Raw genomic sequence first — 21,931 nt, 5'->3', positions numbered from 1 at the left:
TGATTATCCAATCCCGCAGGGAGGTCAACCCCGCCTCAACCAGGAAACAGGGTATGGCAACAGCTTGTTACAATTGTCGGAACATATCAGGGGAACTCTGCCGGGGATGCATAGCAAAAAGGCCCCATAGGGGCCTTTTCTTAGCGAATATAGTCAAATAGCGTCAGACGACTTATTTTGCTGAACGAGAGCTGCGAGGCACTCAATGCCGCATCCTCTTTTGACAGGGCTGAAATTACCTCATAGAGATCGGCTTCCGACACCTTGGCTCTCGCCTCGGCATTGAGGGTGCTCAACCCCTCGTTGGAACCCATCACCTGCTCCAGACTGTTCATCCGGCCACCCAGTTCACCCAGCCCATGATCAATGTTCAAACGGGCATTTTTCATATGAACGGTGGCATCGGCCACTTTTTGCTCAAAACTCTCGGCTGAAATATTGGGATCACGCAGAGCCGTAATGAAGTCTGACATCCCGTTCAACACGTTGTCATTCTTGGGAGGATTGAGAGCAAACTGCTGTGCTGCACCACCTGCAGGCTGATCCAGTGTCAGTTCGAGACCATTGAACGGTATTTTGGTACCGGGAGTGTAATTACCTGTCTGCAGGGTATTGCCACCCGCATCCTTGATATCATAGGTATCGGGCGGGCCAATTGTGGTGGAGACTGTGTAGGTGTTGCTGGGCAGTGCCGGGTCGTAACTGGATTTATAGAAATTATCAAAATCCCCCTGATCCCCGACCCCTACCTTGATATTCGCACTGGTGGCACTGGCGGTTCTTCTGGTTGCTACGATTTCAAACAGATCCTGTCCGGAGTCATTGGCAGCAATTTGCACTGTGGGCGATACCTGAATATTTCGCTGGCCAGGATCTCCCTGATAAATGTATTTACCGTTGGCATCTTTCACATAGGGCTGGGTCTTGCTCTGATTGCCCCCGAAAATAAATTCACCCGATGAGTTCTTGCTGTTCATCAGGTCAAACATTTGCTGCTGCAACCCTTCCAGTTCGCTGGCAATGGCCTTTCGGTCATCCAGGCTAATGGCACCATTATTGGATTTCTGGATCAGGGTCTGGGCACTGAGCATCGCAGTATTGAGAGAGTCCAATACCGTCTCTTCATGCCCCAGACTGTTCTGCAGCAAACTGCCATTCACCCCGTACTGTTTAAACAGTTCAATCTCTTTGGTCAGCGCCATCTTCTGGCTCATGCCTGCCGGATCCTCACCGGCGCTCTGAAACTTGTTGCCGGTTTGCAGCTGCTGATAGGCCTTGTCCAGTCGCTCGTTGGTATTGGTGAGGGAGTAAAGATTCCGATCGTAGATCATGTTTGTAGTGATGCGCATGACGTTACCTCACGGACGAAAGCAGTGTATCGAAGATGGTTTTGGCCGTACTGACCACCTGCGCGGATGCCGCGTAAGATTGCTGGAAACGGATCAGATTGGCCGCTTCCTCCTCCAGATTGACCCCGGAGACGCTCTCGTAGATCCCGGTACTCTGGATCAGCTTGGATTCATTAGCCTTGAGCAGGGTTTTTGCCTGACTGGTATTGTTACCCACTTCCATCACCAACCCGGAGTAAGCCTGGTTAAAGGTCATCTTGTCGTTGGTGGTACCACCATTGGTGCTTTTGCGTACCAGATCCTTGTTCTGCAACTCAGCCATTGCCAGACCATTGCTGTTATCAGCAAAACCATTGGTGTTGTAACTAAGCTGGAAGCTGTCGGTTTGTTCTACCGTGCCGGTAATGCTGAACTCGTAGCCCGGGCTCTGTTTCGGGTTGCTGTAGACCGCAGGCCCACCCGGAAAGGGGTTTACTATCGAGGCCATCAAATTCTGCCCTTTGCTGGCTGCCGGCGCGACACCGATCAAGGTAGTGCCATCACCGGCATACACCTCATAATTGCCGTTATTGCCGATCTTGACGATCTGGGGAGCGGCGGGATCCAGGCTGTTGGTACCAAAACCGGAACCCGTTCCGGTATTGAAGATGCCATCGAGCTTGATGTCTGCACTGCCGATGTTGTTGGTAGTCTTCTGTACTTTGAGAGGTGCAGCCAAGGCCAGGTCTTCCGGCCGGTTGATCTGCTGAGCCAGCCCGGCAGCAGCCCCCTTGGTTGGTTGCAGCAGCAGCTTGTCTCCTGCCGCTGGCGTACCGGTGAGATCGATCGAGATCCCGTGGCCAGCCAGTTCAAACGTTGCTGGCGGCGTGGTGCCCGTCGCCACAGAGGTGCGATTACCAGATTTGTCCAGCGAGAACACTTCATATCCGCTCGCACTGCTAAAGCGCACTTCATAGTCGAAGGGGGTTACAGAGCTTCCTTTGCCGGGTACAAAGCTGACATTCGCTCCGACCGACCCTGTGTTGTCGCCATAAGGCAATCCCTTGCTGGTTGGCAGGGTGAAAATATCGCTGCCCAACTCGTTGTCCAGATCCATCCCGAGACGGTTTTGCTGGTTCATGGCATCCGCCATCGCAACGGCCAGCTGGCCCAGTTCACGCTTGGTCGGCTCCAGGTCGGTACGCGCCTTGAACAGCCCTCCCATGGCCCCCCCGAAGGTATCGTGATCGATGAGAGCCTGATTGTCGCCAAGAGTCAGCTGCAACTCCTGATCACGGGAATCGGGATCGCCCGCCACCACCTTGAACTGGGCAACGCCCCCATCCAGGATCAGCGAATGACCAGTGCTCATATTGACCAATACGCTGCCGTTAGCCTGGGTTACGGTACGGATATCCATCTTCTCGGAGAGCTGCCTGATCGCCTCGTCACGCTGATCAAACAGCATCAGGTTCTCTTCGGGAGACCCCTGAGTACGGATGATCGCCTGGTTGAGATCATTGATGCTGGTGAGCAGACTGTTGACCTGCTTGGTCTCATCTTCAATACGGGTGTTGAGGGTATCGCTCTGCTTGTCGAGCTGGGCCGAGAGTGTGTGAAAGCGGTTCACCATACCGCTCAGCTCCGTCATCACTACCTTGCGGCCACCGATCTCGGCGGGTGATTCATTTGCCGAATGAAAGGACTTGAAATAAGAGGTGATGGTCTCCCCTACGCTATTGCTGCTGTCTCCCAGCAGGCGATCCACGCCGGCCAGCTGCTCGTAATGAGTCAGGGATGCGTAAAAGGCAGAGGTATCGCGACGCACTTCTCCCTGCATATAGCTGTTGATTACCCGCTCGGTCCTGATGTCACCGGTGCCAAGACCGATGGCATTGGTAAACACCAGCGTACGCTCACGCACATAGCCCTGGCTATTGACGTTTACGATATTGTTACTGGTGCTCTGCAGCAGGCGCTGCTGTGCCAGCACGCCCGATGTACCAATTCCAAGCAGATCGCTTGCCATATGTTACAGCTCCATCTCGTTGTATCGGGCAATGGCATCACTGCGCAATACCTGTTTCAGTTTTCTGGCATAGTGCGGGTCGGTGGCATAACCCGCCTGTTGCAGCGCCTCGAAGTAGCGATCCGGACTGTCCACTCTGGCCAGGGCCCCCTTGTAGCGGGAACCGGAGGTGAGAAAGTCCACATAGTCGTTGAAGCTCTCTTCAAACGAGCCATAGGAACGAAACGCCGCTTTCTGGCGGGACGCCACACCCTCTTCATATTCCAGGGTGCTGACTACCGCCTTGGGCCCTTCCCAGCGAGGATCGGCCTTGATGCCAAACAGGTTATGGGTCATCTGCCCTTCACCATCCTTGATCACCCGTTTGCCCCAGCCGCTCTCCAGTGCCGCCTGAGCGACCAGTACCGCCGGGCTTAACCCCAACTTGTCGGCCGCTTTCTTGGCCAGCGGCATCAGGCGATGAACGAACTCTTCCGGCGTATCGAACTCTTTGCCCCCACTACTGGCGGCACTGCCCTCTTCGCTGGCCATACGTCCCATGGGCGGAATGCTGCGGTGCGGTCGACGGGGCATAGTGAGTGCGTGGCTCTCCTTGACCCCCTCGGTCATCTCTTTTTCAGCAAAATCTTTGCCAACTTTTGATGCCGAGATCAAATCAGTAGCAGCCGCCTTGGGTGGCTCGTAGGGTTTATAGACCCGTTCCGTCCGTTGCGGCATCTTGAGCACCCGGCCATCCTGATGGACAAATGTCGCCGGTGAGAGCTGCCTGGCAACCATGTCAGCCAATCCAAGCCCCCCCTTGCTGGACATGTCTGCCACTCGCTGTTCATCCAGCATCCCTTCATAGAACTGGGTATAGCTGCTGTTCATCGGGTTGTCCTGAGTCAACACCCCGTTGGCCTGACGCATGCTCTGAAACAACATCTGGGTAAAGATTGACTCGAACTGGCGCGCAGCCCCCTGCAGTGCCTCGGCCTGCCCCTCTTTGCTGTGGCTCATCTGGCGCAGACGGTCCAGGTTCTTGATATCCTGCACCACCCCGAGATTCATGCCGCTGTTGGTGTCAAACTCCGCCATTTTGCTTACCTCATTGCCACCCGTGGCAATCACTTGCCGCCAGTTACAATATGACCAGTTGCCCCTCGATGGCACCTGCCTGCTGCAGCGCCTCAAGGATAGCCATCAAATCACCGGGGGCGACCCCGACCTGATTGACCGCTCGGACCAGATCGTCCAGAGTCGCACCGGTATCAAACTTGAACATCCGCCCGGGCTCCTGCTGGACATTGATGGTCGAGTTGTTGGTGACCGTGGTCTCGCCCCCCGCCAGCGGGTTGGGTTGAGAAACCTGCTGGTTTTCGGCTATGGTCACCGTCAGGCCTCCGTGGCTGATGGCCGCCGGTTTGAGCTTCACCTGACTGCCGATAACGATGGTGCCGGTGCGGGAGTTGACGATGATCTTGGCCGCCTCGTTGGCCGGATCCACCTCCAGGTTCTCGATGGTCGCCAGATAGGAGACCCGTTGACCCGGATCTCGTGGGGCATAAACCTTGACCGAAGTGGCATCGAGTGCCTGCGCAGTATTGGGCCCCACCAGATCGTTGACCACATCGGCCAACCGACGCGCGGTGGTAAAATCGGGGCGATTGAGATTGAAGGTGATGGTGTCACCCTGGCTGAAGGCATTGGGCACCTCTCGCTCTACGGTGGCACCATTGGCAATGCGGCCGACGGTCGGAGTATTGACCACCACCTTGGAGCCATCAGCCCCCTCGGCCCCCAACCCGCCGACCACCAGGCTGCCCTGCGCGACCGCATAGACCCGCCCATCCAGCCCTTTCAGGAAACTCTGCAGCAGCGTACCACCGCGCAGGCTCTTGGCCTCACCGATGGCAGAAACAGTGACGTCTATGGTCTGGCCCGGCTTGGCAAACGGCGGCAAATCCGCATGGATTGCCACCGGCGCCACATCCTTGATCTTGGGTTTGATGTTGTCCGGTACCTTGATACCAAAGTTGTTGAGCATGGTGCGGAAGGTCTGTTCGGTAAAGGCGTTGTTCTTCTCGCCGGTACCGGGTAGACCCACGACCAGACCGTAGCCGATCAACTGGTTGCTACGCACCCCCTCTACTGAGCTGATGTCCTTTATCCGGGCGGCATTCGCCATCCCCAAAGGCAGTAGACAGCAGAGCAGAGTAACCAAACGGAGTGACTTCATAACATCTCCTAGAGCGGCCACCATGGACCATTGAAAAAGCTGGTAAGCCATCCCTGTTCCTGGGTATTGGCAAGATCGCCGGTACCACCATAGTAGATACGGGCATTCGCCACTTTCTGGGATGACACGCTGTTATCCGAGGTGACATCCTCCGGTCTAATCAGACCTGTGATACGGATATACTCATTGCCATTGTTGAGCATGATCCACTTCTCGCCCCGTACCAGCAGATTGCCATTGGGCAGTACCTTGGCCACACTGACCGAAATATTGCCTTGCAGGCTGTTGCTCTGATCCGCCTTGGCCTGCCCCTTGAAGGCACTGTTTTGAGCGATGGATGCGGAGAGATCATAGGGGCTGGCAGTGACAGGCACGCCCCCCAGCGTCACCGGATCCAGATTAAACTTGTTATCCTTGCCACTCTGGGTATTTGCCTTCTTCGAGGCGGAAGTGGACTCGGCCAGCTCGATGGTGATGATGTCACCCACCTTGTGCGCCTTGATATCCGAATAGATGCCATTAACCTGATCCGGCTGAAAAATAGCACCTGTCGGTCTCACCGAGACTGGCTCCGACTCCCCGTATACGGGGGAAAACTCGGGGTCATCAGGCCTGGGTGTATTGGGAGTACTGCTACACCCCCCCAACACCAGCAACCCCAGTATCCATACGCTTTTCATCATGGCTCTCCCCATTAGGTCCGCTGGATCAGGAAGGACATCATGCCATCCACCGCAGAGAGGACTTTAGAGTTCATCTCGTAGACCCGCTGAGCCTGGATCAGATTCACCAGCTCTTCGGTGACGTTAACGTTGGAGCTTTCCAGCATCCCTTGCTTCAAGACCCCCATGCCATCCGCCCCTGCAGTTCCCTGAATGGCTGCACCGCTGGACTGGGTTTCCAGAAACATGTTCTCACCCATCGGCTGCAGACCACTGGCATTGACAAAATCTGACAGGGTGATCTGTCCGACCACTTGAGAAGCACCATCCCCCTTCAGCTGTACCGAGACCTGACCATCAGTGCCGACAGTGACACTCTGGGCATTTTCCGGGATCTGGATTTCTGGCTGCAGGGGATAACCGTTACCCGGCGTCACTATGGTGCCTTCGCTGTTAAGGGTGAATTGCCCATTACGGGTATAGGCCAGGCTGCCGTCGGGCAATTGAATTTCAAAGTAGCCACGGCCACTGATCATCAGATCCAGCGAATTATCCGTAGTCTGTACGTTGCCCTGACTGTGGTTTTTCTGGGTAGCCACCACCTTGGCGCCCGCGCCAAGCATCAAGCCGGAGGGCAACTCGGTATCCGCCGACGAACGGCCGCCGGGCTGATTGATGTTTTGATAGAGCAGATCCTCGAAAATGGCCCGCGATTTCTTGAAACCAACGGTGCTGGCGTTCGCCAGGTTGTTCGAGGTGACCGAAATATTGGTCTGCTGAGCATCCAACCCGGTCTTGCTGATCCAGAGTGCAGGATTCATAGGTAACTCCTTGATTAGCTGATACGCAGCAACTGGGTTTGGGCCTCGTCATTCTCTTCGGCCGTTTTCATCATCTTGACCTGGGTTTCAAACTGTCGTTGTAACCGGATCAGGTTGGTCATCTCATCCACCACATTGACATTGCTCCCCTCCAGGGAGCCGGCGATCAGGCCAACGTTGGCAGAGGCAGGCTCATTCTGGCCATCTTTGCGCCGAAAAAGCCCATCCTGGCCCTTCTCTACCGCATCGGCGGCCGGGTTAACCAGTTTGATCCGCTGAAAATCTTCCGACAAATTCGCGGCGGCCCCTTCAGGACGGCCACTGATGGTGCCATCCCGGTTAATCTCCAGCTTCTCCATCGGCATTGGCAGCACGATGGGTTGACCACCGTCATCCACGACGTTCAAGCCGGTAGAGGTCTGCAGGTTGCCAGTCGCATTGACCTGCAGATTTCCCATACGGGTATAGGCCTCCCCCCCCTTCGGATCTTGCACCGCAATCCAGCCGGGACCATCCACCGCCACGTCAAGATCCCTCCCCGTGGTCATCAACATGCCATGCTGCAGGTTCTGGCCGGGACGTTCCGTCATGGCAAATACCCGACTGGGCAGCCCCTCACCAAAGGCCTGCATGCTGCGGGCCTGCTCGAAATCGGATTTAAAGCCGGTGGTATTGGCATTGGCGAGGTTATTACCGCGAACAGCCAGGCTGTTCATGTTCTCTTTGGCCCCGGACATGGCGATATAAAGCAGGTGATCCATGGGATTCTCCGTCAAACAGATGACTCTGACAGCAGAACTGCAATTTGGATGCCAACAGAAGGGGAATGCCACGCCATTCGACAGTAGAGAACGATAAAAAAACGGGGCACCCAAGGTGCCCCGTCGCCTGAGAGGAATTAACGGATCTGCAAGATGGTCTGCTGCAGCGAACTGTTGACCTCCAGAGAGCGGGAGTTCGCCTGGAAGTTACGCTGGGCAGTGATCAGATCAACCAGTTCGGAGGTCAAATCTACGTTGGATTGCTCCAGCGCCGACGATTTGATGGTACCGAAGGTGCCTGAATTGGGCGTTCCCGGCAAAGCATCGCCGGAGAGCAGGGATTGCCGCCAGGAAGTATCACCCACCTGGGTCAGCCCTTGCGAGTTGGCAAATTTGGCCATGGCCACCATGGCTACCTTGATGGTGGTGGCATTGCTGTAGGTTGCAGAGACAATCCCATCCGGCGTGATCTCGACCTTGGTCAAACGGCCGACAGTGGAACCATCCTGTGACAACTTGTTGACTTCAAACGGTGAGGCATATTGGGTCACAGTGCCGAAAGTGATATCTACCTGCTGGGTAGGATCCGCACCATTGGTAATAATTCCCGCTCCTGCTGCCCCCAACTGCTCCGTTTGGATGTTTGCCGGTGTGGTCGGAGTAATCATTTTACCATCGGCACCAAAGGTAATTCGGGCACCGGCAGGTGCAGGATTCAACCCTGTGGCCATTGTTGGCGTCACCCCTCCGACGATATCGACCGGCTTGTCACCTTGATAAAGATACATGCGCCAAGCTGTCGGGCTAGCTGGCTTGGTCAGGTCTGCTGGATCTGCTTCTTTGACAAAATACTGGGTGATAGTGTGAGGTTCACCGAGCGAGTCATAAATCACCACTGAGGTGGATGAGGAGTAGGTTTTGGAATCCTTAGGGTCAAAGGTGGAGGCATCCCCCGCACCATTACCTGCAGGCAGGGGCGATGCGGTGGAAGGCAAGTTGAAACTTGCATCAATCTTGCTGGTTTTGATCGGCTCACCCGCCCGATCAGGGATCTGGATCGGCTTGGTCGCATTGATACTGACCGCCTTGGGTGTGCCATCGGCGTTGATCTCGTAGCCTTGCAGATAGTGGCCCTGATTGTTGACCATATAGCTGTTTTCATTGAGCTTGAATGCACCGGCACGGGTGTAAGTGCGATCCAGGTTGGTCAAACCATCAGAGGTGACAAAGAAGCCGTTCCCCTGAATGGCCAAATCCAGCGCGTTATTGGTAAATTGCAGCGCACCCTGATGGAACTGCTGGGCAACAGCACCGGTCGCCACACCGTTACCGACCTGAGTCTTGGCATTGACAAAGATGGAGTTGGCGTAGACATCCGCAAACTCGGCACGGGACTCTTTAAAGCCCATTGTATTGACGTTCGCAATGTTGTTAGCGGTGACGTTCAAGTCTTTTTGTGCCGCGTTGACACCGCTCAAGGCATTGTTAAATGACATATCCAGCTCCTTAGATCGATGCTGTCGACGTGGTTTTTGACGGAGTAGCCGTCTGGTTTGGATTGGTGCCTGATATTTGCAGGACGGAACTCAGCAGGGTGCTCCCCAGTCCCTTCAAATTAAGCATTGTGGGATTTGTTGCATTCCCCAGGGCAACGCTGTCGACCTTGCCATAAGCGTATGTGGGAATAGTTTCTGCCTTGCCATCCACACTGCCACTGGCCTTGATCACGTATTTGCCTGGCTTGACCCGGTTGCCCGCCTTGTCAGTGCCATCCCAGGCGATCTCCACATTGCCCTTCTGTTCTCCTTCCAGGCTAAATTCCTTGATGACCTGACCCGCCTCGTCTTCAACGATAATCTTGACACCCGCGTATTGATTGGTCGTGCCAACCTGAACGACACCGGAAACAGGGCCCTCCTTGTCCAGATAGCCCACATTGCTGGGCAAGAGTACATTCTGGCCAACCAGAGAAGATGCTTGCAGAGCCTGGCTGGAGATCATCTGCTCATTGAGCTTGCCCATCTGGGTAGACAGACTGCTGATCCCCTCCGAGGTAGACATGGAAGCCATCTGGGAGAGCATCTGGGCATTGTCCACCGGCTTGAAGGGATCCTGATATGATAGTTGCATGGTCAGCAGTTTCATAAACGAAGCCTGATCCAGCTCTTTCTTCGGCGTCGTTGTGGTGCCTGTGGTCTGGGTCGTGGTACGGCCAATGCCGTTCACACTGTTTGTGGTGTCGACCATGTTGCATCCCTCCTATCAGGATTTGCCAAGCTGGAGCGTCTGCTGCAGCATCTTCTTGGCCGAATCTGCAACCTGTACATTGGTCTGGTAGCTGCGCGAGGCATTGATCATGTCAGCCATCTCTTCAACCATGTTGACGTTCGGTTTGAAGATAAAGCCATCCTTGTCCGCCATCGGGTGGTTAGGGTTGTACTCCTTGAGCAGTGGAGCCTTGCTCTCGACAATGCCCTTCACCTCAACGCCGACCGATCCCTGCTTATCTGACATGGCCTGATCGAGCTGAGCGGCAAAAATTGGCCGCCTTGCGTGGTAAGTGTTTTCCACGCTGGAGCTTACGCTGTCCGCGTTGGCCATATTGCTGGCAACCGTATTGAGACGCACGGACTGCGCACTCATGGCCGAGCCGGCAATATCAAAGACCTTGAACAAACTCATCACTGCTCTCCTTTCAGGGCTTTAAGCAGGCCACTGATCTTGCGATTCATAAATTCCAGGGAGGTTTGGTACTCCAGACTGTTGCGCAAGAACTCGCTCCGCTCCTGCTGCACATCCACCGTGTTGCCATCACCCGTATCAGGCTGCAACGGATTGCGGTATTGAACAGTACCGGGGGCATCCATATTCAAGGCAAAGTGCTTTTCACTGGTTGTTACCAGGCCAAAACCCTGTTTATGCTGGGCATCCTGCAATGCCTGTGCAAAGTTGATATCCCTTGCTTTAAAACCTGGCGTGTCCGCATTGGCAATATTGCTGGACAACACCTCGGCACGCTTGGCGCGAACACCCAGCGTGTATTGATGGATACCAAATGCCTTGTCGAATGAAAAAGCCATAGCACACCTCCTGCTTGGTATATTTTGCTTGCAAGAGATGTGCCAGACGATTTTCAAAATGTTGCCAGGTTGTCGAGCCTAGCTATGAAAGCCTTTAGACGGAGTGCAAGGATCTGCTGCGCGATAGATAGGAACATGGCGCAATGCCATCACGAATGGAGCTATAAGAATGGAGCCATAAAGAGAGAAGGAGGCACTGTGCCTCCTTCTCTTATAAACAATGTCACCAATCACAACTCATTGAATACCATGGGCTGCAACGTTATTTGACCTTGTAAACAATTCCGGGATTGCACCGAATCATCTCGAATCGGTCAGTCAAACCCGCCAGCGATTCCGACGCTCCCAGCATCAGGTATCCACCAGGATTGAGGCTGGATGCAAACTGGTTGAGGATTTTTGACTTCACTTCCGGTGCAAAGTAGATAAGCACGTTACGGCAAAAAATGATGTCAAATTTACCGAGCAGACTATAACTCTCCAGCAGATTGAGCGGCCGGAAGGTGGTCAATTTTCTGACTCGCTCTACCACCCGCATTTTGTTGTCACCATAGGGCTCAAAAAACATCTTCTTGCGCTCTGGCGACAATCCGCGTGCCAAAGCCAGACTGTCATATACCCCTTCCTTGCACTGATTCAGCATGGTAGTCGATATGTCTGTCCCGACAATCTGCACTCCACCGGGCAAGGTACCCGGCTTCTTCATCTGCTGCTCCAGCGCCGTCATGGCGATAGAATATGGCTCCTGTCCCGAAGATGAGGCAGCAGACCAAATCTTGACAGGGCGACCACTTTTGCCCAATTCAGGAAAAATCTTGTCGGTCAGCAGCTGGAACGGATATGTATCACGAAACCAGAGGGTCTCGTTAGTGGTCATCGCATCAACAACCGCCATTTTCAGGTCACGCTCTCGTACACTCATTGCACGGGTGACCAGTTCAGACAGACTCTCGATGCCAAACTGTGCCATCAAAGGTGAAAGACGGCTCTTCACCAGATACTGTTTGTTATCACCCAGCACGATCCCGCTCTGAACCGCAAGAAAGTTGCTGAACTGTTTGTATAAGTCATCCGAAAGTGTCTTCATGCAGCTGTTCTTCTTTAAATTAGAGTGCGTTTTGTACGGCTTTGGCCAATTCATCAGGCTGGAACTTGGCAATAAAGTTGTTTGCACCAACTTTTTGCACCATAGCCTGGTTAAATACACCACTGAGCGAGGTATGCAGAATAACATGCAAATCTTTGAGATTGGGATTATTCCGGATCTCGGCAGTGAATGTATAGCCATCCATCTCGGGCATTTCGATATCGGAAATCACCAGCGCAATCTGATCCTTGATAGGGCCATTTTTGGTCATCTCCAGCAGCATGTTCAATGCTTCGCGGCCATCTTTTGCCAGCACGCATTCAACTCCGATCGCCTCCAGCGCACGCTGTACCTGTTTGCGCGCAACCGAAGAGTCGTCAGCAACCAATACGGGACGTCCCAAGGTCGGATGCTCGACACTGGCCTCCACCAGCTCCTGGCTGACCTCAGTAGAAACCGGAGATATTTCGTTGAGAATACGTTCAACGTCGAGGATCTCGACCAACTCGCCATCAACCTCGGTAACCGCCGTCATATAGTTGATGCGACCAGCCCCCTTGGGGGGAGGAAGGATAGATTCCCAGTTCATATTGATGATGCGCTCGACCGAGTGCACCAAAAAACCCTGAATGGAGCGGTTGTACTCGGAGATGATAATGAAGCACTTGCTCAAATCTTCAATGGGGCGCTTGCCCATTGCCATGCTGAGATCGATGACCGAGATAGTCTGGCCACGAATATGAGCCACTCCGCGAATACAGGAGTTCAACTTGGGCATCACGGTCAAGGGGGGGCACTGCAACACTTCACGCACTTTGAATACGTTGATGCCAAATCTTTGACGTCCATTGAGACGAAACAACAACAATTCCAGCCGGTTTTGCCCCACTAGCTGGGTACGTTGGTTGACCGAGTCCAGGATACTGGCCATAAACACTCCCTAAAAACGCTTGGCATTAATCATGCATGCGTGATGGATTGCGTCAGACTATCGATGTGACAACAAACAGATTCTGAAGCAATCATAGTTAAATATGGTGATATGCGTGAACAACTTATCGACCGACGAGCGAAAATGATTAACCGACTTTTACTCATCAGCCTCTTTTTTGGCAGCATATCCTCGAGCCATGCCTCGGATGTCACAACCTATCTGAGAGAGCAGGCACAAGAGTTCGTTTATGGTCAACTCGATCTGCCGCTGGATGCCAGAGCAGAGGTCACTGCCGCGACCCTTGATGAGAGACTCCCGCTAACCCGTTGCGATGATCTGTTGACCATCAGCTTGCCAGCAAAAATGGAAATTCGTCGTAATACAACTGTTTACATGAAGTGTGAGGAAGAAAAACCCTGGGATGTCTACTTACCGGTAAGGGTCAGTATTCAAAAACCCTTTGTTACTGTCACCGACCCCATTACCAAAGGGGATCTGCTGAATGAAAGCAAGCTGGTAGTGGCGTTTCAGGATCAAACCCTGATCCGTGGTGACTATCTGACCAACCCGGCCCCTCTGATTGGGGTACGCAGCAAGCGGGAGATCAAACCGGGACAGCCCATCCGCTTGAGCCAGGTTTGCGTGATATGTAAAGGGGATCAGGTCACCCTGACAGCCGAAAACAGCAACTTCCAGATCAAAACCATGGCCCGAGCCTTGCAAGATGGCAGTTTCGGAGAGATCATCAAACTCGTCAATATTCGCTCCGGCAAAACGGTGGAAGGTAAAGTCACAGCAGTCGGTGCCGCATCGGTCACTTTTTGATATCCGGAGCCTGAACAATTTTTTTTCTAAAGTTTTGAGCTGCCGCACCGATAAACAGGTAAGCAAACCTTAAAGCAGACGAAGGTAACTAAAATGGCCATCAACAATATCAACAACTTGGCGAATAATCGGTTGCAAAATACCGCTAATAGCCAAGGGACAGGCAGCAAGTCAGTCACCTCATCGCCCGAAAACAAAGCGACCACTGTCAAGCTGGACTCCGTCTCCTTGACCAGTGAGGCGCAACAATTGCAAAAAATGCAACAGAACCTCAATACCGCCTCAACCGGCAACGAGAGCAAGGTTGAACGACTGAAAAAAGCCGTCGCGAGTGGCGAATATCAGGTTAACAGCGACGCTGTAGCCAAGAAGATGTTCAGTTTCGAGGCCAATCTGGACAAAGTTCTGGGATGATGGACTTACCTTCGTTACTGCACACCCAAGATGATTACCTCAGCCAGATGCAAGGCATTCTGGAAGAGGAGTTCAGCTTGCTCGAGCAGCATCAGGCACTGGCCCTGCCTGCACTGACCGAGCGCAAACAGCAGTTGCTTGCTGCGATAGAAACTCTGGACAAGACACTGGCAGAGATGCCGGAACTGGCACTGCAGCTGGCAGCCTATCCCGACGAGATGGCGCAGCTTCGTGCAAAACTGGATGCCTGCCAGGCACAAAATGATATCAACGGTCGCTTGCTTGAATTGAGCATCGTCTCCAACCGTCGTCTGGCAACCTTTCTGAGTCAGTTGCGTGATCGCAACAGCCTGACCTATGACGCCAAAGGCAATACTCGCTCTGGCACCCGCTCCTACGGTATCAAGGCCTGACATCTCTTATCAGGCCTTGCATTTTTGCTCTCCGTTTTAAAGCGCGAGGCGCAACAACTCCCGCCCATCCTCACACGCGTTGACGCGCAGTACCCCATCCTCATAGCTTCCATAACTGGCTGGCAGCTCGCCGCGCGGGAAACCGATTGACCCCGGGTTCATCAATATCCGTTCCCCCTGCCACTCCAGCACAGGTACATGGGTGTGGCCGCTCAGGAACAGACTACCCGCCGGTAGCTGTACCTCGTCCGGGCGATAAAGATGACCGTGGCTGACAAACCAGCGCCGCTCATCGATCAGCAACTGGTTGTAGGGGGCGGTGATGGGAAAGCGCAACAGCATCTGATCCACTTCGGAATCGCAATTGCCCCGCACCGCGATGATCTGTGGCGCAAGCTCGTTGAGCCTGTCAGCCACTGCCGCCGGGTTATACCCTTCCGGCAGAGGATTACGCGGGCCATGGTTGAGCAGATCGCCGAGCAGCAGATAGTGATCCGGCTGCCAGGAGTCAAGTCGGGTCAACACCCGCTCCAGCGCAATGATGCTGCCGTGGATGTCGGAAATGATGGCAAGTTTCATGAAATGCTCCTCACTGCGGGCTGAAATAGAGATCCTTGGTGGCAATCGTCCCTTTCAAATTCTGGCAGGGCAGTCCCCGCAGGGTGGGGTCAACCAGTCTCATCTGATTGTAATGATACACGGGGAGGATCGGCGCCTCTTCAAGCAGCAACTGTTCGGCATGCCGGTACAATTCAACCCGACTCGCACTGTCCAGCGTATTGGCAGCCTGCTCCAGCAGCAGATCAAAATCGGGATTGCAGTAGCCGCTCTCGTTGCGCAGATCCTGACAACGGAAGCTGCCCAATATGGCTGACGGCTCCACGTAATCGCCAAACAGGAAACTTCTGGCCACCTGGAAATCACCGCTATCCTTGGCCACCTGATAGGCGCCCCACTCCAGACTGTTGAGGGTGACCTGTACCCCCAGCTTCTGCCACATGGCAGCAATGGCCATTGCCATCTGCTTGTGGGTGTCGGCACTGTTGTAGGTAATGCTCAGCTTGAGTGGATTAGCGCTGTTATACCCGGCCGCTGACAGCAGTGCAGCCGCTTTGGCCTGACGGGTCGGCATATCTTCAAGCGCGACAGGCAATACCACCCGGGGGTAACCTGGCATCTCCGGCAACAGCGACCATGCCGCCTGTTCACCCTGCCCGCTCACCGATTCAATGAGCTGCAGTCGATCAACCGCCATGGAGAGCGCCTGACGCACCCGCACATCCTGCAGTTCCGGGCGTTTCAAATTGAATGCATAGAGATAGGTACCAAACAGCGGCAAGCCCCAGAGCCGCTCCGGGGATCCGCGCTTCATCTTCTGGTAATAGCCGAGGGAGACCTTGTTGGTCAGCTGGATTTCACCGGCCTCATAACGCAACCGCTCCGCATGTTGCGAGGTGATAGGCAGGTAGGTGACTCGCCCGATGCGAGTGTGGCGATCGTCCCAGTAGTGGATATTGCGTTCGGCTTCGAGTCTCTCGTTAGGCACCCAACTAGCCAAACGATACGCCCCATTGCTCACCAGCTTGCCGGGCTCGGTCCACTGTTTGCCAAACTGGGCTATCACCTGCCGATTGACCGGTACAAAGGGACGCTGACTTATTAACTGCAAAAAATAAGGAACCGGCCGCTCCAGGGTGACTTTCAGGATCTGATCGCTTTGCGCCTCAATGCCAAGATTGTCGAGCTCCAGTGCGCCGGCATAGATGGATTGCGCATTGTTGATCCCCATGGCCAACAGCAATCCGGCAGAAGGGGAGTTGATGGCCGGATCGAGCAGACGGCGCCAGGCATAGACGAAATCAGCGGCCACCAGCGGCTCGCCATTGGACCACTTCAGTTGGGGGCGCAGGAAAAATCGCCACTCCAGCCCATCTTCACTGACCTCCCAGCGCTGAGCCTGAGCCGGGACGATATGCCCCTGGCCATCCTCACTGACCAGCCCTTCAAAAAGATCGACCAACACGGCTTCCCCCGGAAAACCGGAGCGCACCAGTGCCGGGTCAAGGGATTCCGGTTCGGCACCATTGCCTTTGACCAACATCTGCCGGTCGGCCACAGGAGGCTGCTGTACAACGGCTGTTGCATGAGCCTGTGGAACGGCCAGCGCGGCAAGCAATAGGGGGGGGAGCCAGCGTCGCGCCAGCGTGGGGAAGAAACCAGACCTCATGACAAAACCTCGAATAAAACTACTGCAGGAGGGGGAAGGCCGACGGCTCGCCTTATGAATGCCTGATGCCGCGCTTGTTATCCCCGAAAACGCCCCGTATTGTATCGGGCTTGCCCGGGAGATGGAGTCTTTCGGGAGATTTTTTTCAGGAGTTTTTATGGGTTATGAGTGGCTGGCCCTCGCCTCGGCCAGTTTATGGGCAATTGCAGCGCTGATTTCGGTCAAACCGGCCCGTCATCTCGGCGCATTTGCCTACAGCCGCTGGCGCATGTTTCTGGTCAGCCTGATGCTCGGCAGCATCAGCCTGCTCAGCGGCGGCTGGCAAACCCTCACCGCCGGCACACTTCCACTGCTCGCCCTCTCCGGACTTATCGGCATTTTTATTGGTGATACGGCGCTCTATGCCTGCATGAACAGGATGGGCCCAAGACGCAGCGGCCTGCTCTTCTCCTGTCATGCCCTCTTCTCAGCCATGCTGGGGCTCTGGTTGTTTAATGAGCCACTGACCGGATGGCGCTTGCTGGGTGCCTTGCTGGTTTTTGTCGGCGTGATGCTGGCGATCCTGTTTGGCAGGCGCAGCAACAATAACGAGTGGGAGCAGATCCGTGGCGGCCTGGGAATAGGCATCACGCTGGGTCTCACCGCTGCGCTTTGCCAGAGTCTCGGTGTGATCATCGCCAAACCTGTGATGATGAGCGGCAATGTCGATGCCGTCAGCGCGTCCGGGGTCAGAATGGCCACCGCGTTGCTGGCACACTGCAGCTTGCGACTGGCAGGAATGCCTATCGCACGTCCGTTAAACCCTATCAACCGTAGGGTCCTAGCTATGATCATCGCTAATGGCTTCCTGGCGATGACGCTAGGCATGACGCTGATCCTGATTGCGTTACGGCAGGGCGAGGTTGGCATGGTGGCCATTCTCTCCTCCACCACGCCGGTACTGCTGCTGCCACTGTTGTGGTGGCACTCGGGGGAGCGGCCATCCATTGCCGCCTGGGTGGGGGCACTGATTGCCACCCTGGGTACGGCATTGGTGCTGGGTTTCAGTACTCACTGACACCCGGCAACAAGCTTGATCAGAACAGGGCGATCTCGTCAACGGTCAGCTCACGGTATTCACCGAGAGCAAGCGTCTCATCCAGCGTCAGGCCGCCAATCCGCTCGCGATGCAAGCCAACGACCTTGTTACCGATGGAGGCAAACATCCGCTTGACCTGATGGTACTTGCCTTCGTGAATTGTCAGCCTGGCCTCGCACTCACCGAGAATTTCCAGCTGGGCTGGACGGGTTTTATCGGTCTCGTTGCGCAGGTAGACCCCTTCGGCGAACAACTCGATTGCATCCGGGCTCACCGGGTCGGCCAGCCAGACGTGATAGGTTTTGGCACATTCGCGACGCGGCGAGGTGATGCGATGGGACCATTGACCATCGTCGGTCACCAACACCAGTCCGGTGGTATCGAGGTCAAGGCGCCCCACCACGTGCAGCTTGCCCATCGCCGGCTCATCCATCAGGAAGAAAACGGTCGGGTGATCCGGATCCTCGTTGGAGCAGACATACCCTTCCGGTTTGTGCAGCATGAAATAACGGTTGCGCTGCTCCAGCGTCAGCAGCACGCCGTCAAACTCGATCTGGCTCTGCTCATTGATATGAAAGGCAGGCTGCTTGACCACAATGCCATCCACCATGACCTCACCCTGACGGATCAGTTTGCCTGCCAGCGAGCGGGTCAAATCGGAACAATCGCACAGAAATTTATCAAGCCGCATTCACAACCTCGGAGTCCAACAAGTAAAGGGGCGTCATTATATCGGGCGGGGGCGACAACGCCACTGTTAAGGGGTTGCCAATTATGACGAACTGGTCATCCGATGTTACACTTCTCGGGTGCAATCCATCCGCACGATACTCATAATAATAAGAGTCAGGAAGCCCTCATGAAGTCTCAAGCATCCTACCCCGTCATTCCCGTCAACCAGCTGAAACCCGGCATGTATGTCATTGCTATCGCCAGCCAGACAGGTGGGATGGAGATTGCCCGGATGGGCATGGTGACCAGTGTGGCGCAAATTGCCAATCTGGTGCGTCAGGGGGTGCTCACGGTACGCATCGATCTGGCCCGCAGCAAGCTGGGCAGTACCGAGAGTGACGCCATCACCTCCCCTGACCTCAATGCCAACAGTGCTCAGGCAGGACGCCGGGTCGGGGCCAACGGCGAAGGGCAGGAGCTGAAGATCCGCCGCCTCTATCAGGAGGCGCGCGAGCTGCAAGGCAAGTTCATTCGTCAGCTCAAGGCGGGTGAACCCATCAACATCACCCCGCTCGCCGAAGTCGCCGAGGAGATGGTGGACACCATGTTCACCCATGGCGATGCCATGCTCTGCCTGGCCCGTATTCGTGCCAAGGATGCCTATCTGATGGAGCACTCCATGAACGTGGCCATCCTGCTGGCCAACTTCGGCCGCTATCTGGGACTGGAGCGCAGCGTGCTCAAGGAGTTGACTCTGGGAGGGCTGTTGCACGACGTGGGCAAGATCATGACGCCGGACGAGGTGCTCAACAAACCGGGCAAGCTGACCGATGAGGAGTTTGCCATCATGCGCCAGCATGTGGTGCATAGCTACGACATTCTCCGCAATACCCCCGGCATCACCCCAACCATGCTGGAAGTAGCCGCCAACCACCACGAGCGGCTCGATGGTACTGGCTACCCACTAAGGCTCAAAGGGGATGAACTCTCCCTCTATACCCGCATGAGCGGTATTGTCGATGTCTATGACGCAGTAACTGCCGACAGAGTCTACAAGGCTGGCATGCAACCCACCCAGGCCTTTCGCATTCTGCTAAAGGGAGTCAACCAGCACTTCGATGCCGAACTGGTCACCAAGTTCATCAAGTGCATGGGGGTCTATCCGGTGGGAACGCTGGTACAGCTTTCAAACCAGCGGTTGGCCATCGTGATGCAGCGCAACGAGCAGCAGCCGCTCAAGCCGGTGGTCAAGGTGATCTATCACGCTTCCCAGCGCCACTACCTCGATGTGCAGTGGCTGGATCTGGCCAGATCGAGTGTGAAGGAGAGCATCGAGTGCACGGTCGACCCCAAAGAGTTTGGCATCAACCTCACCAACTTCTTCTAACTCTGTCCTCACGACTGGCGCTGGCTATCGAGCCAGTGCCGGATCAGAAACTCCTCATCCAACGGCGAGAGATCGAAACGCAGGCTGGCCTCTTCGATGGCGGCGATATCGTACTGGTGGTGCTCACTGAGCCAGCGCACCGCACGTCGCAGATCTTCACCATGGGGGAGCAGCAGATGGTCGCTCATGGGATACCTCCGGTAGATCGCAAGGCAGCCAGCGCATCTGACTGCCTATTACAAGTCTAGTCGGTCAATCCCAATCCCCTCCTGCGTCTCCTCACCCTCCCCCATCTGTCACTGCAATCAGGCAATCAGCGACCGAAAGCGCGCTGCCAATCCTGATCGAACTTCACCAGCGCCGCATCCACCGCTGGCACGTTCATCAGCTGCTCCGCCACATCGAGCGGCAGAGTGATGGACCGGCAACCCGCCAGCAGGCAGTCGAGCGCCTGGCGCGGGGTACGGAACGATGCCGCCAGCACCTTGCTGTTCGGCGCGTGCAGCGCAAGCAGCTGTTGCAACTCCTGCACGGTGGCGATGCCATCGCCCCCTTGGGCATCCAGCCGGTTAACGTAGGGCGCGACATATTCTGCCCCCGCCACCGCCGCCAGCCAGCCCTGCAGCGGGGTATAGACAGCGGTGCCCAAAGTCGGCACACCGTTGGCGGTCAGGCTCTTGATGGCCGCCAGCCCCTCTGCGCATACCGGGATTTTGATCACCAGATCCGGGTCCAGCTCACGCAGAGCGAACGCCTCGCGCACCATCTCGGTTTCGGTTTTGGCCATCACCTGGGCAAACAGGCGCGCCTTGGGCCCCAGCACATCGCGCAAGGCGGGCAGCAGCTCACAGAGCGGCAATCCCCCGGCGGCGGTAATGGAAGGATTGGTGGTGACACCGGCCAACGGCAGGATCCGTGACCAGCGACGCACTGCCGCCACATCGGCGGTATCGAGATACAGCTCCATCTCTAACTCCTTAACGGGATGTTCAATATGTCGCCATTCTAGCGAGAAAACATCTGCAAACAGCTTGATCGAAATCAAATCAACTTTCGAATGAAAGCAAATAGAATGCAAATACAAAAGGAGGCGGTATGATTTTCGACCTGCAACGATATTCAACTCACGATGGCCCCGGCATTCGCACCCTGGTGTTTCTCAAGGGGTGCTCGCTGGCCTGTCGCTGGTGTCAAAACCCGGAAAGCCGCTCTCCCAAGCCGGACATACTACTCGACCGGCGCCAGTGCATCGAGGGATGCCAGCTCTGCAGCCAGGCTTGTCCGGCAATCTTGCGTGACAGCGAGGGCATCCAGCTCAGCCGTTCTGCCCTCAAGGCCGATGATATGGAACGGCTGCGCGGCCTCTGCCCAAGCGAAGCGCTGCAGGTGTGCGGCCGCGATGAAACCCTGGATACCCTGATGGACACCATCTTGCGGGATCGCCCCTTCTTCGAGCGCAGCGGCGGTGGCGTCACCCTCTCAGGTGGCGAACCGTTTATGCAGCCCGAATTTGCTGCCAACCTGCTGGCCCGCTGCAAGGCCGAAGGGCTGCACACCGCGGTCGAGAGCTGCCTGCATGTGCCCTGGCACCAGATTGAGCAAAGCCTTCCCTCACTGGATCTGCTGCTGGCGGACCTCAAACACGTGGATAAAGAACGTTTCTTCCACTGGACCCGCGGCAAGGTGGAGCTGCCCATCGCGAACCTCAAACGCCTCGCCGAGCACGGCGTGCCGATGCAGATCCGGGTGCCGCTCATTCCCGGCTTCAATGCCGACCGTGCATCGATCGAAGCTATCACCGACACCGCAGCCAGTCTCGGCACGGTGCAGGAGATCCACTTCCTCCCCTACCACACCTTAGGCGTGGGCAAATATGCCCTGCTGGATCTGCCCTATCAGTCGCCGGAGACACCGCTCGACGACCCCGATTTACTCCACTTTGCCCACGCATACGCCCAACGTCAGGGGCTGACCCCTGTGACCAGAGGATAAGAT

At 55.5% G+C, this 21,931-nt stretch carries 24 protein-coding genes; 6 read left to right on the top strand and 18 right to left on the bottom strand.

The window, feature by feature from the left end:
• Positions 1 to 140: 140 nt before the first annotated feature.
• The 13 genes from flgL to G5533_RS00190 form a co-directional block, all read right to left on the bottom strand.
• Entirely contained in the window at positions 141 to 1,349 is a 1,209-nt protein-coding gene (flgL, locus tag G5533_RS00250) for a flagellar hook-associated protein FlgL (protein ID WP_216954104.1), read from the bottom strand.
• A 4-nt stretch (positions 1,350 to 1,353) separates the two neighbouring features.
• Complete coding sequence (locus G5533_RS00245; protein ID WP_421254855.1) at positions 1,354 to 3,357, bottom strand: FlgK family flagellar hook-associated protein; 2,004 nt, start codon at positions 3,355 to 3,357, stop codon at positions 1,354 to 1,356.
• A 3-nt stretch (positions 3,358 to 3,360) separates the two neighbouring features.
• Positions 3,361 to 4,434, bottom strand: coding sequence for a flagellar assembly peptidoglycan hydrolase FlgJ (gene flgJ / locus G5533_RS00240; RefSeq protein WP_421204658.1), 1,074 nt, complete (start codon positions 4,432 to 4,434; stop codon positions 3,361 to 3,363).
• 43 nt (positions 4,435 to 4,477) lie between these two features.
• Positions 4,478 to 5,575 carry a flagellar basal body P-ring protein FlgI gene (locus G5533_RS00235; RefSeq protein ID WP_216954108.1) on the bottom strand — a complete coding sequence of 366 codons (1,098 nt, stop codon included), beginning with the start codon at positions 5,573 to 5,575 and terminating at the stop codon, positions 4,478 to 4,480.
• Between the two features lie 8 nt (positions 5,576 to 5,583).
• Positions 5,584 to 6,255: a flagellar basal body L-ring protein FlgH gene (flgH, locus tag G5533_RS00230; protein WP_421254880.1), complete on the bottom strand. Its 672-nt coding sequence runs from the start codon at positions 6,253 to 6,255 to the stop codon at positions 5,584 to 5,586.
• Between the two features lie 14 nt (positions 6,256 to 6,269).
• Entirely contained in the window at positions 6,270 to 7,058 is a 789-nt protein-coding gene (gene flgG / locus G5533_RS00225; RefSeq protein ID WP_216954109.1) for a flagellar basal-body rod protein FlgG, read from the bottom strand.
• Positions 7,059 to 7,072: 14 nt separating this feature from the next.
• Positions 7,073 to 7,819 (bottom strand): flagellar basal-body rod protein FlgF, encoded by a 747-nt coding sequence (gene flgF / locus G5533_RS00220; RefSeq protein ID WP_005344530.1) that lies wholly within the window; start codon positions 7,817 to 7,819, stop codon positions 7,073 to 7,075.
• 137 nt (positions 7,820 to 7,956) lie between these two features.
• A complete protein-coding gene (gene flgE / locus G5533_RS00215; protein WP_421173084.1) occupies positions 7,957 to 9,315 on the bottom strand; it encodes a flagellar hook protein FlgE in 1,359 nt (452 codons plus the stop codon).
• A gap of 10 nt (positions 9,316 to 9,325) precedes the next feature.
• Positions 9,326 to 10,066 carry a flagellar hook assembly protein FlgD gene (locus G5533_RS00210; protein ID WP_216954111.1) on the bottom strand — a complete coding sequence of 247 codons (741 nt, stop codon included), beginning with the start codon at positions 10,064 to 10,066 and terminating at the stop codon, positions 9,326 to 9,328.
• A gap of 15 nt (positions 10,067 to 10,081) precedes the next feature.
• Entirely contained in the window at positions 10,082 to 10,501 is a 420-nt protein-coding gene (gene flgC, locus G5533_RS00205) for a flagellar basal body rod protein FlgC (RefSeq protein WP_005344527.1), read from the bottom strand.
• A complete protein-coding gene (flgB, locus tag G5533_RS00200) occupies positions 10,501 to 10,899 on the bottom strand; it encodes a flagellar basal body rod protein FlgB (protein ID WP_005344526.1) in 399 nt (132 codons plus the stop codon). The genes flgC and flgB overlap by 1 nt, the downstream gene beginning before the upstream one ends.
• Before the next feature lie 262 nt (positions 10,900 to 11,161).
• Entirely contained in the window at positions 11,162 to 11,986 is an 825-nt protein-coding gene (locus G5533_RS00195; protein WP_005344525.1) for a CheR family methyltransferase, read from the bottom strand.
• A 19-nt stretch (positions 11,987 to 12,005) separates the two neighbouring features.
• Positions 12,006 to 12,917, bottom strand: a complete 912-nt coding sequence (locus tag G5533_RS00190; protein ID WP_005344523.1) for a chemotaxis protein CheV — start codon at positions 12,915 to 12,917, stop codon at positions 12,006 to 12,008.
• Positions 12,918 to 13,061: 144 nt separating this feature from the next.
• Between G5533_RS00190 and flgA the strand changes: the two genes are divergently transcribed.
• The 3 genes from flgA (at position 13,062) to G5533_RS00175 (ending at position 14,572) form a co-directional block, all read left to right on the top strand.
• A complete protein-coding gene (gene flgA, locus G5533_RS00185; protein WP_421204980.1) occupies positions 13,062 to 13,745 on the top strand; it encodes a flagellar basal body P-ring formation chaperone FlgA in 684 nt (227 codons plus the stop codon).
• 93 nt (positions 13,746 to 13,838) lie between these two features.
• Positions 13,839 to 14,159, top strand: a complete 321-nt coding sequence (gene flgM / locus G5533_RS00180) for a flagellar biosynthesis anti-sigma factor FlgM (protein WP_005344518.1) — start codon at positions 13,839 to 13,841, stop codon at positions 14,157 to 14,159.
• Positions 14,156 to 14,572 (top strand): flagella synthesis protein FlgN, encoded by a 417-nt coding sequence (locus G5533_RS00175; RefSeq protein WP_040066163.1) that lies wholly within the window; start codon positions 14,156 to 14,158, stop codon positions 14,570 to 14,572. Before flgM ends, G5533_RS00175 begins: the two co-directional genes overlap by 4 nt.
• Positions 14,573 to 14,608: 36 nt before the next feature.
• Here the strand turns inward: G5533_RS00175 and yfcE are convergent, their stop codons facing one another.
• Both yfcE and G5533_RS00165 read right to left on the bottom strand, forming a co-directional pair.
• Complete coding sequence (yfcE, locus tag G5533_RS00170) at positions 14,609 to 15,151, bottom strand: phosphodiesterase (RefSeq protein WP_441254257.1); 543 nt, start codon at positions 15,149 to 15,151, stop codon at positions 14,609 to 14,611.
• A gap of 10 nt (positions 15,152 to 15,161) precedes the next feature.
• Positions 15,162 to 16,799: a peptide ABC transporter substrate-binding protein gene (locus G5533_RS00165; protein WP_421235709.1), complete on the bottom strand. Its 1,638-nt coding sequence runs from the start codon at positions 16,797 to 16,799 to the stop codon at positions 15,162 to 15,164.
• Positions 16,800 to 16,956: 157 nt separating this feature from the next.
• On the opposite strand from G5533_RS00165, the gene G5533_RS00160 reads away from it, so the two are divergent.
• A complete protein-coding gene (locus tag G5533_RS00160) occupies positions 16,957 to 17,856 on the top strand; it encodes a DMT family transporter (RefSeq protein ID WP_421208145.1) in 900 nt (299 codons plus the stop codon).
• A gap of 19 nt (positions 17,857 to 17,875) precedes the next feature.
• Here the strand turns inward: G5533_RS00160 and rsuA are convergent, their stop codons facing one another.
• A complete protein-coding gene (rsuA, locus tag G5533_RS00155; RefSeq protein WP_421208144.1) occupies positions 17,876 to 18,568 on the bottom strand; it encodes a 16S rRNA pseudouridine(516) synthase RsuA in 693 nt (230 codons plus the stop codon).
• 168 nt (positions 18,569 to 18,736) lie between these two features.
• Between rsuA and G5533_RS00150 the strand changes: the two genes are divergently transcribed.
• Positions 18,737 to 19,936: an HD-GYP domain-containing protein gene (locus G5533_RS00150; protein ID WP_421235711.1), complete on the top strand. Its 1,200-nt coding sequence runs from the start codon at positions 18,737 to 18,739 to the stop codon at positions 19,934 to 19,936.
• 8 nt (positions 19,937 to 19,944) lie between these two features.
• Here G5533_RS00150 and G5533_RS00145 read toward each other — a convergent pair whose 3' ends face one another.
• The gene (locus tag G5533_RS00145; RefSeq protein ID WP_216954119.1) at positions 19,945 to 20,124 is read right to left on the bottom strand and encodes a hypothetical protein; all 180 of its coding nucleotides are present in this window, start codon (positions 20,122 to 20,124) and stop codon (positions 19,945 to 19,947) included.
• A gap of 125 nt (positions 20,125 to 20,249) precedes the next feature.
• Entirely contained in the window at positions 20,250 to 20,903 is a 654-nt protein-coding gene (gene fsa, locus G5533_RS00140) for a fructose-6-phosphate aldolase (RefSeq protein ID WP_441254256.1), read from the bottom strand.
• Positions 20,904 to 21,031: 128 nt separating this feature from the next.
• On the opposite strand from fsa, the gene G5533_RS00135 reads away from it, so the two are divergent.
• Entirely contained in the window at positions 21,032 to 21,928 is an 897-nt protein-coding gene (locus G5533_RS00135; protein ID WP_441254255.1) for a glycyl-radical enzyme activating protein, read from the top strand.
• The last annotated feature ends 3 nt before the right edge of the window (positions 21,929 to 21,931 follow it).

The organism is Aeromonas sp. A600620 (genome assembly GCF_029479985.1).
Classification (GTDB): Bacteria; Pseudomonadota; Gammaproteobacteria; order Enterobacterales; family Aeromonadaceae; genus Aeromonas; species Aeromonas veronii_A.
Note: the sequence above shows the minus strand (reverse complement) of the source record. Positions and strands in the feature narration are given on the sequence as shown.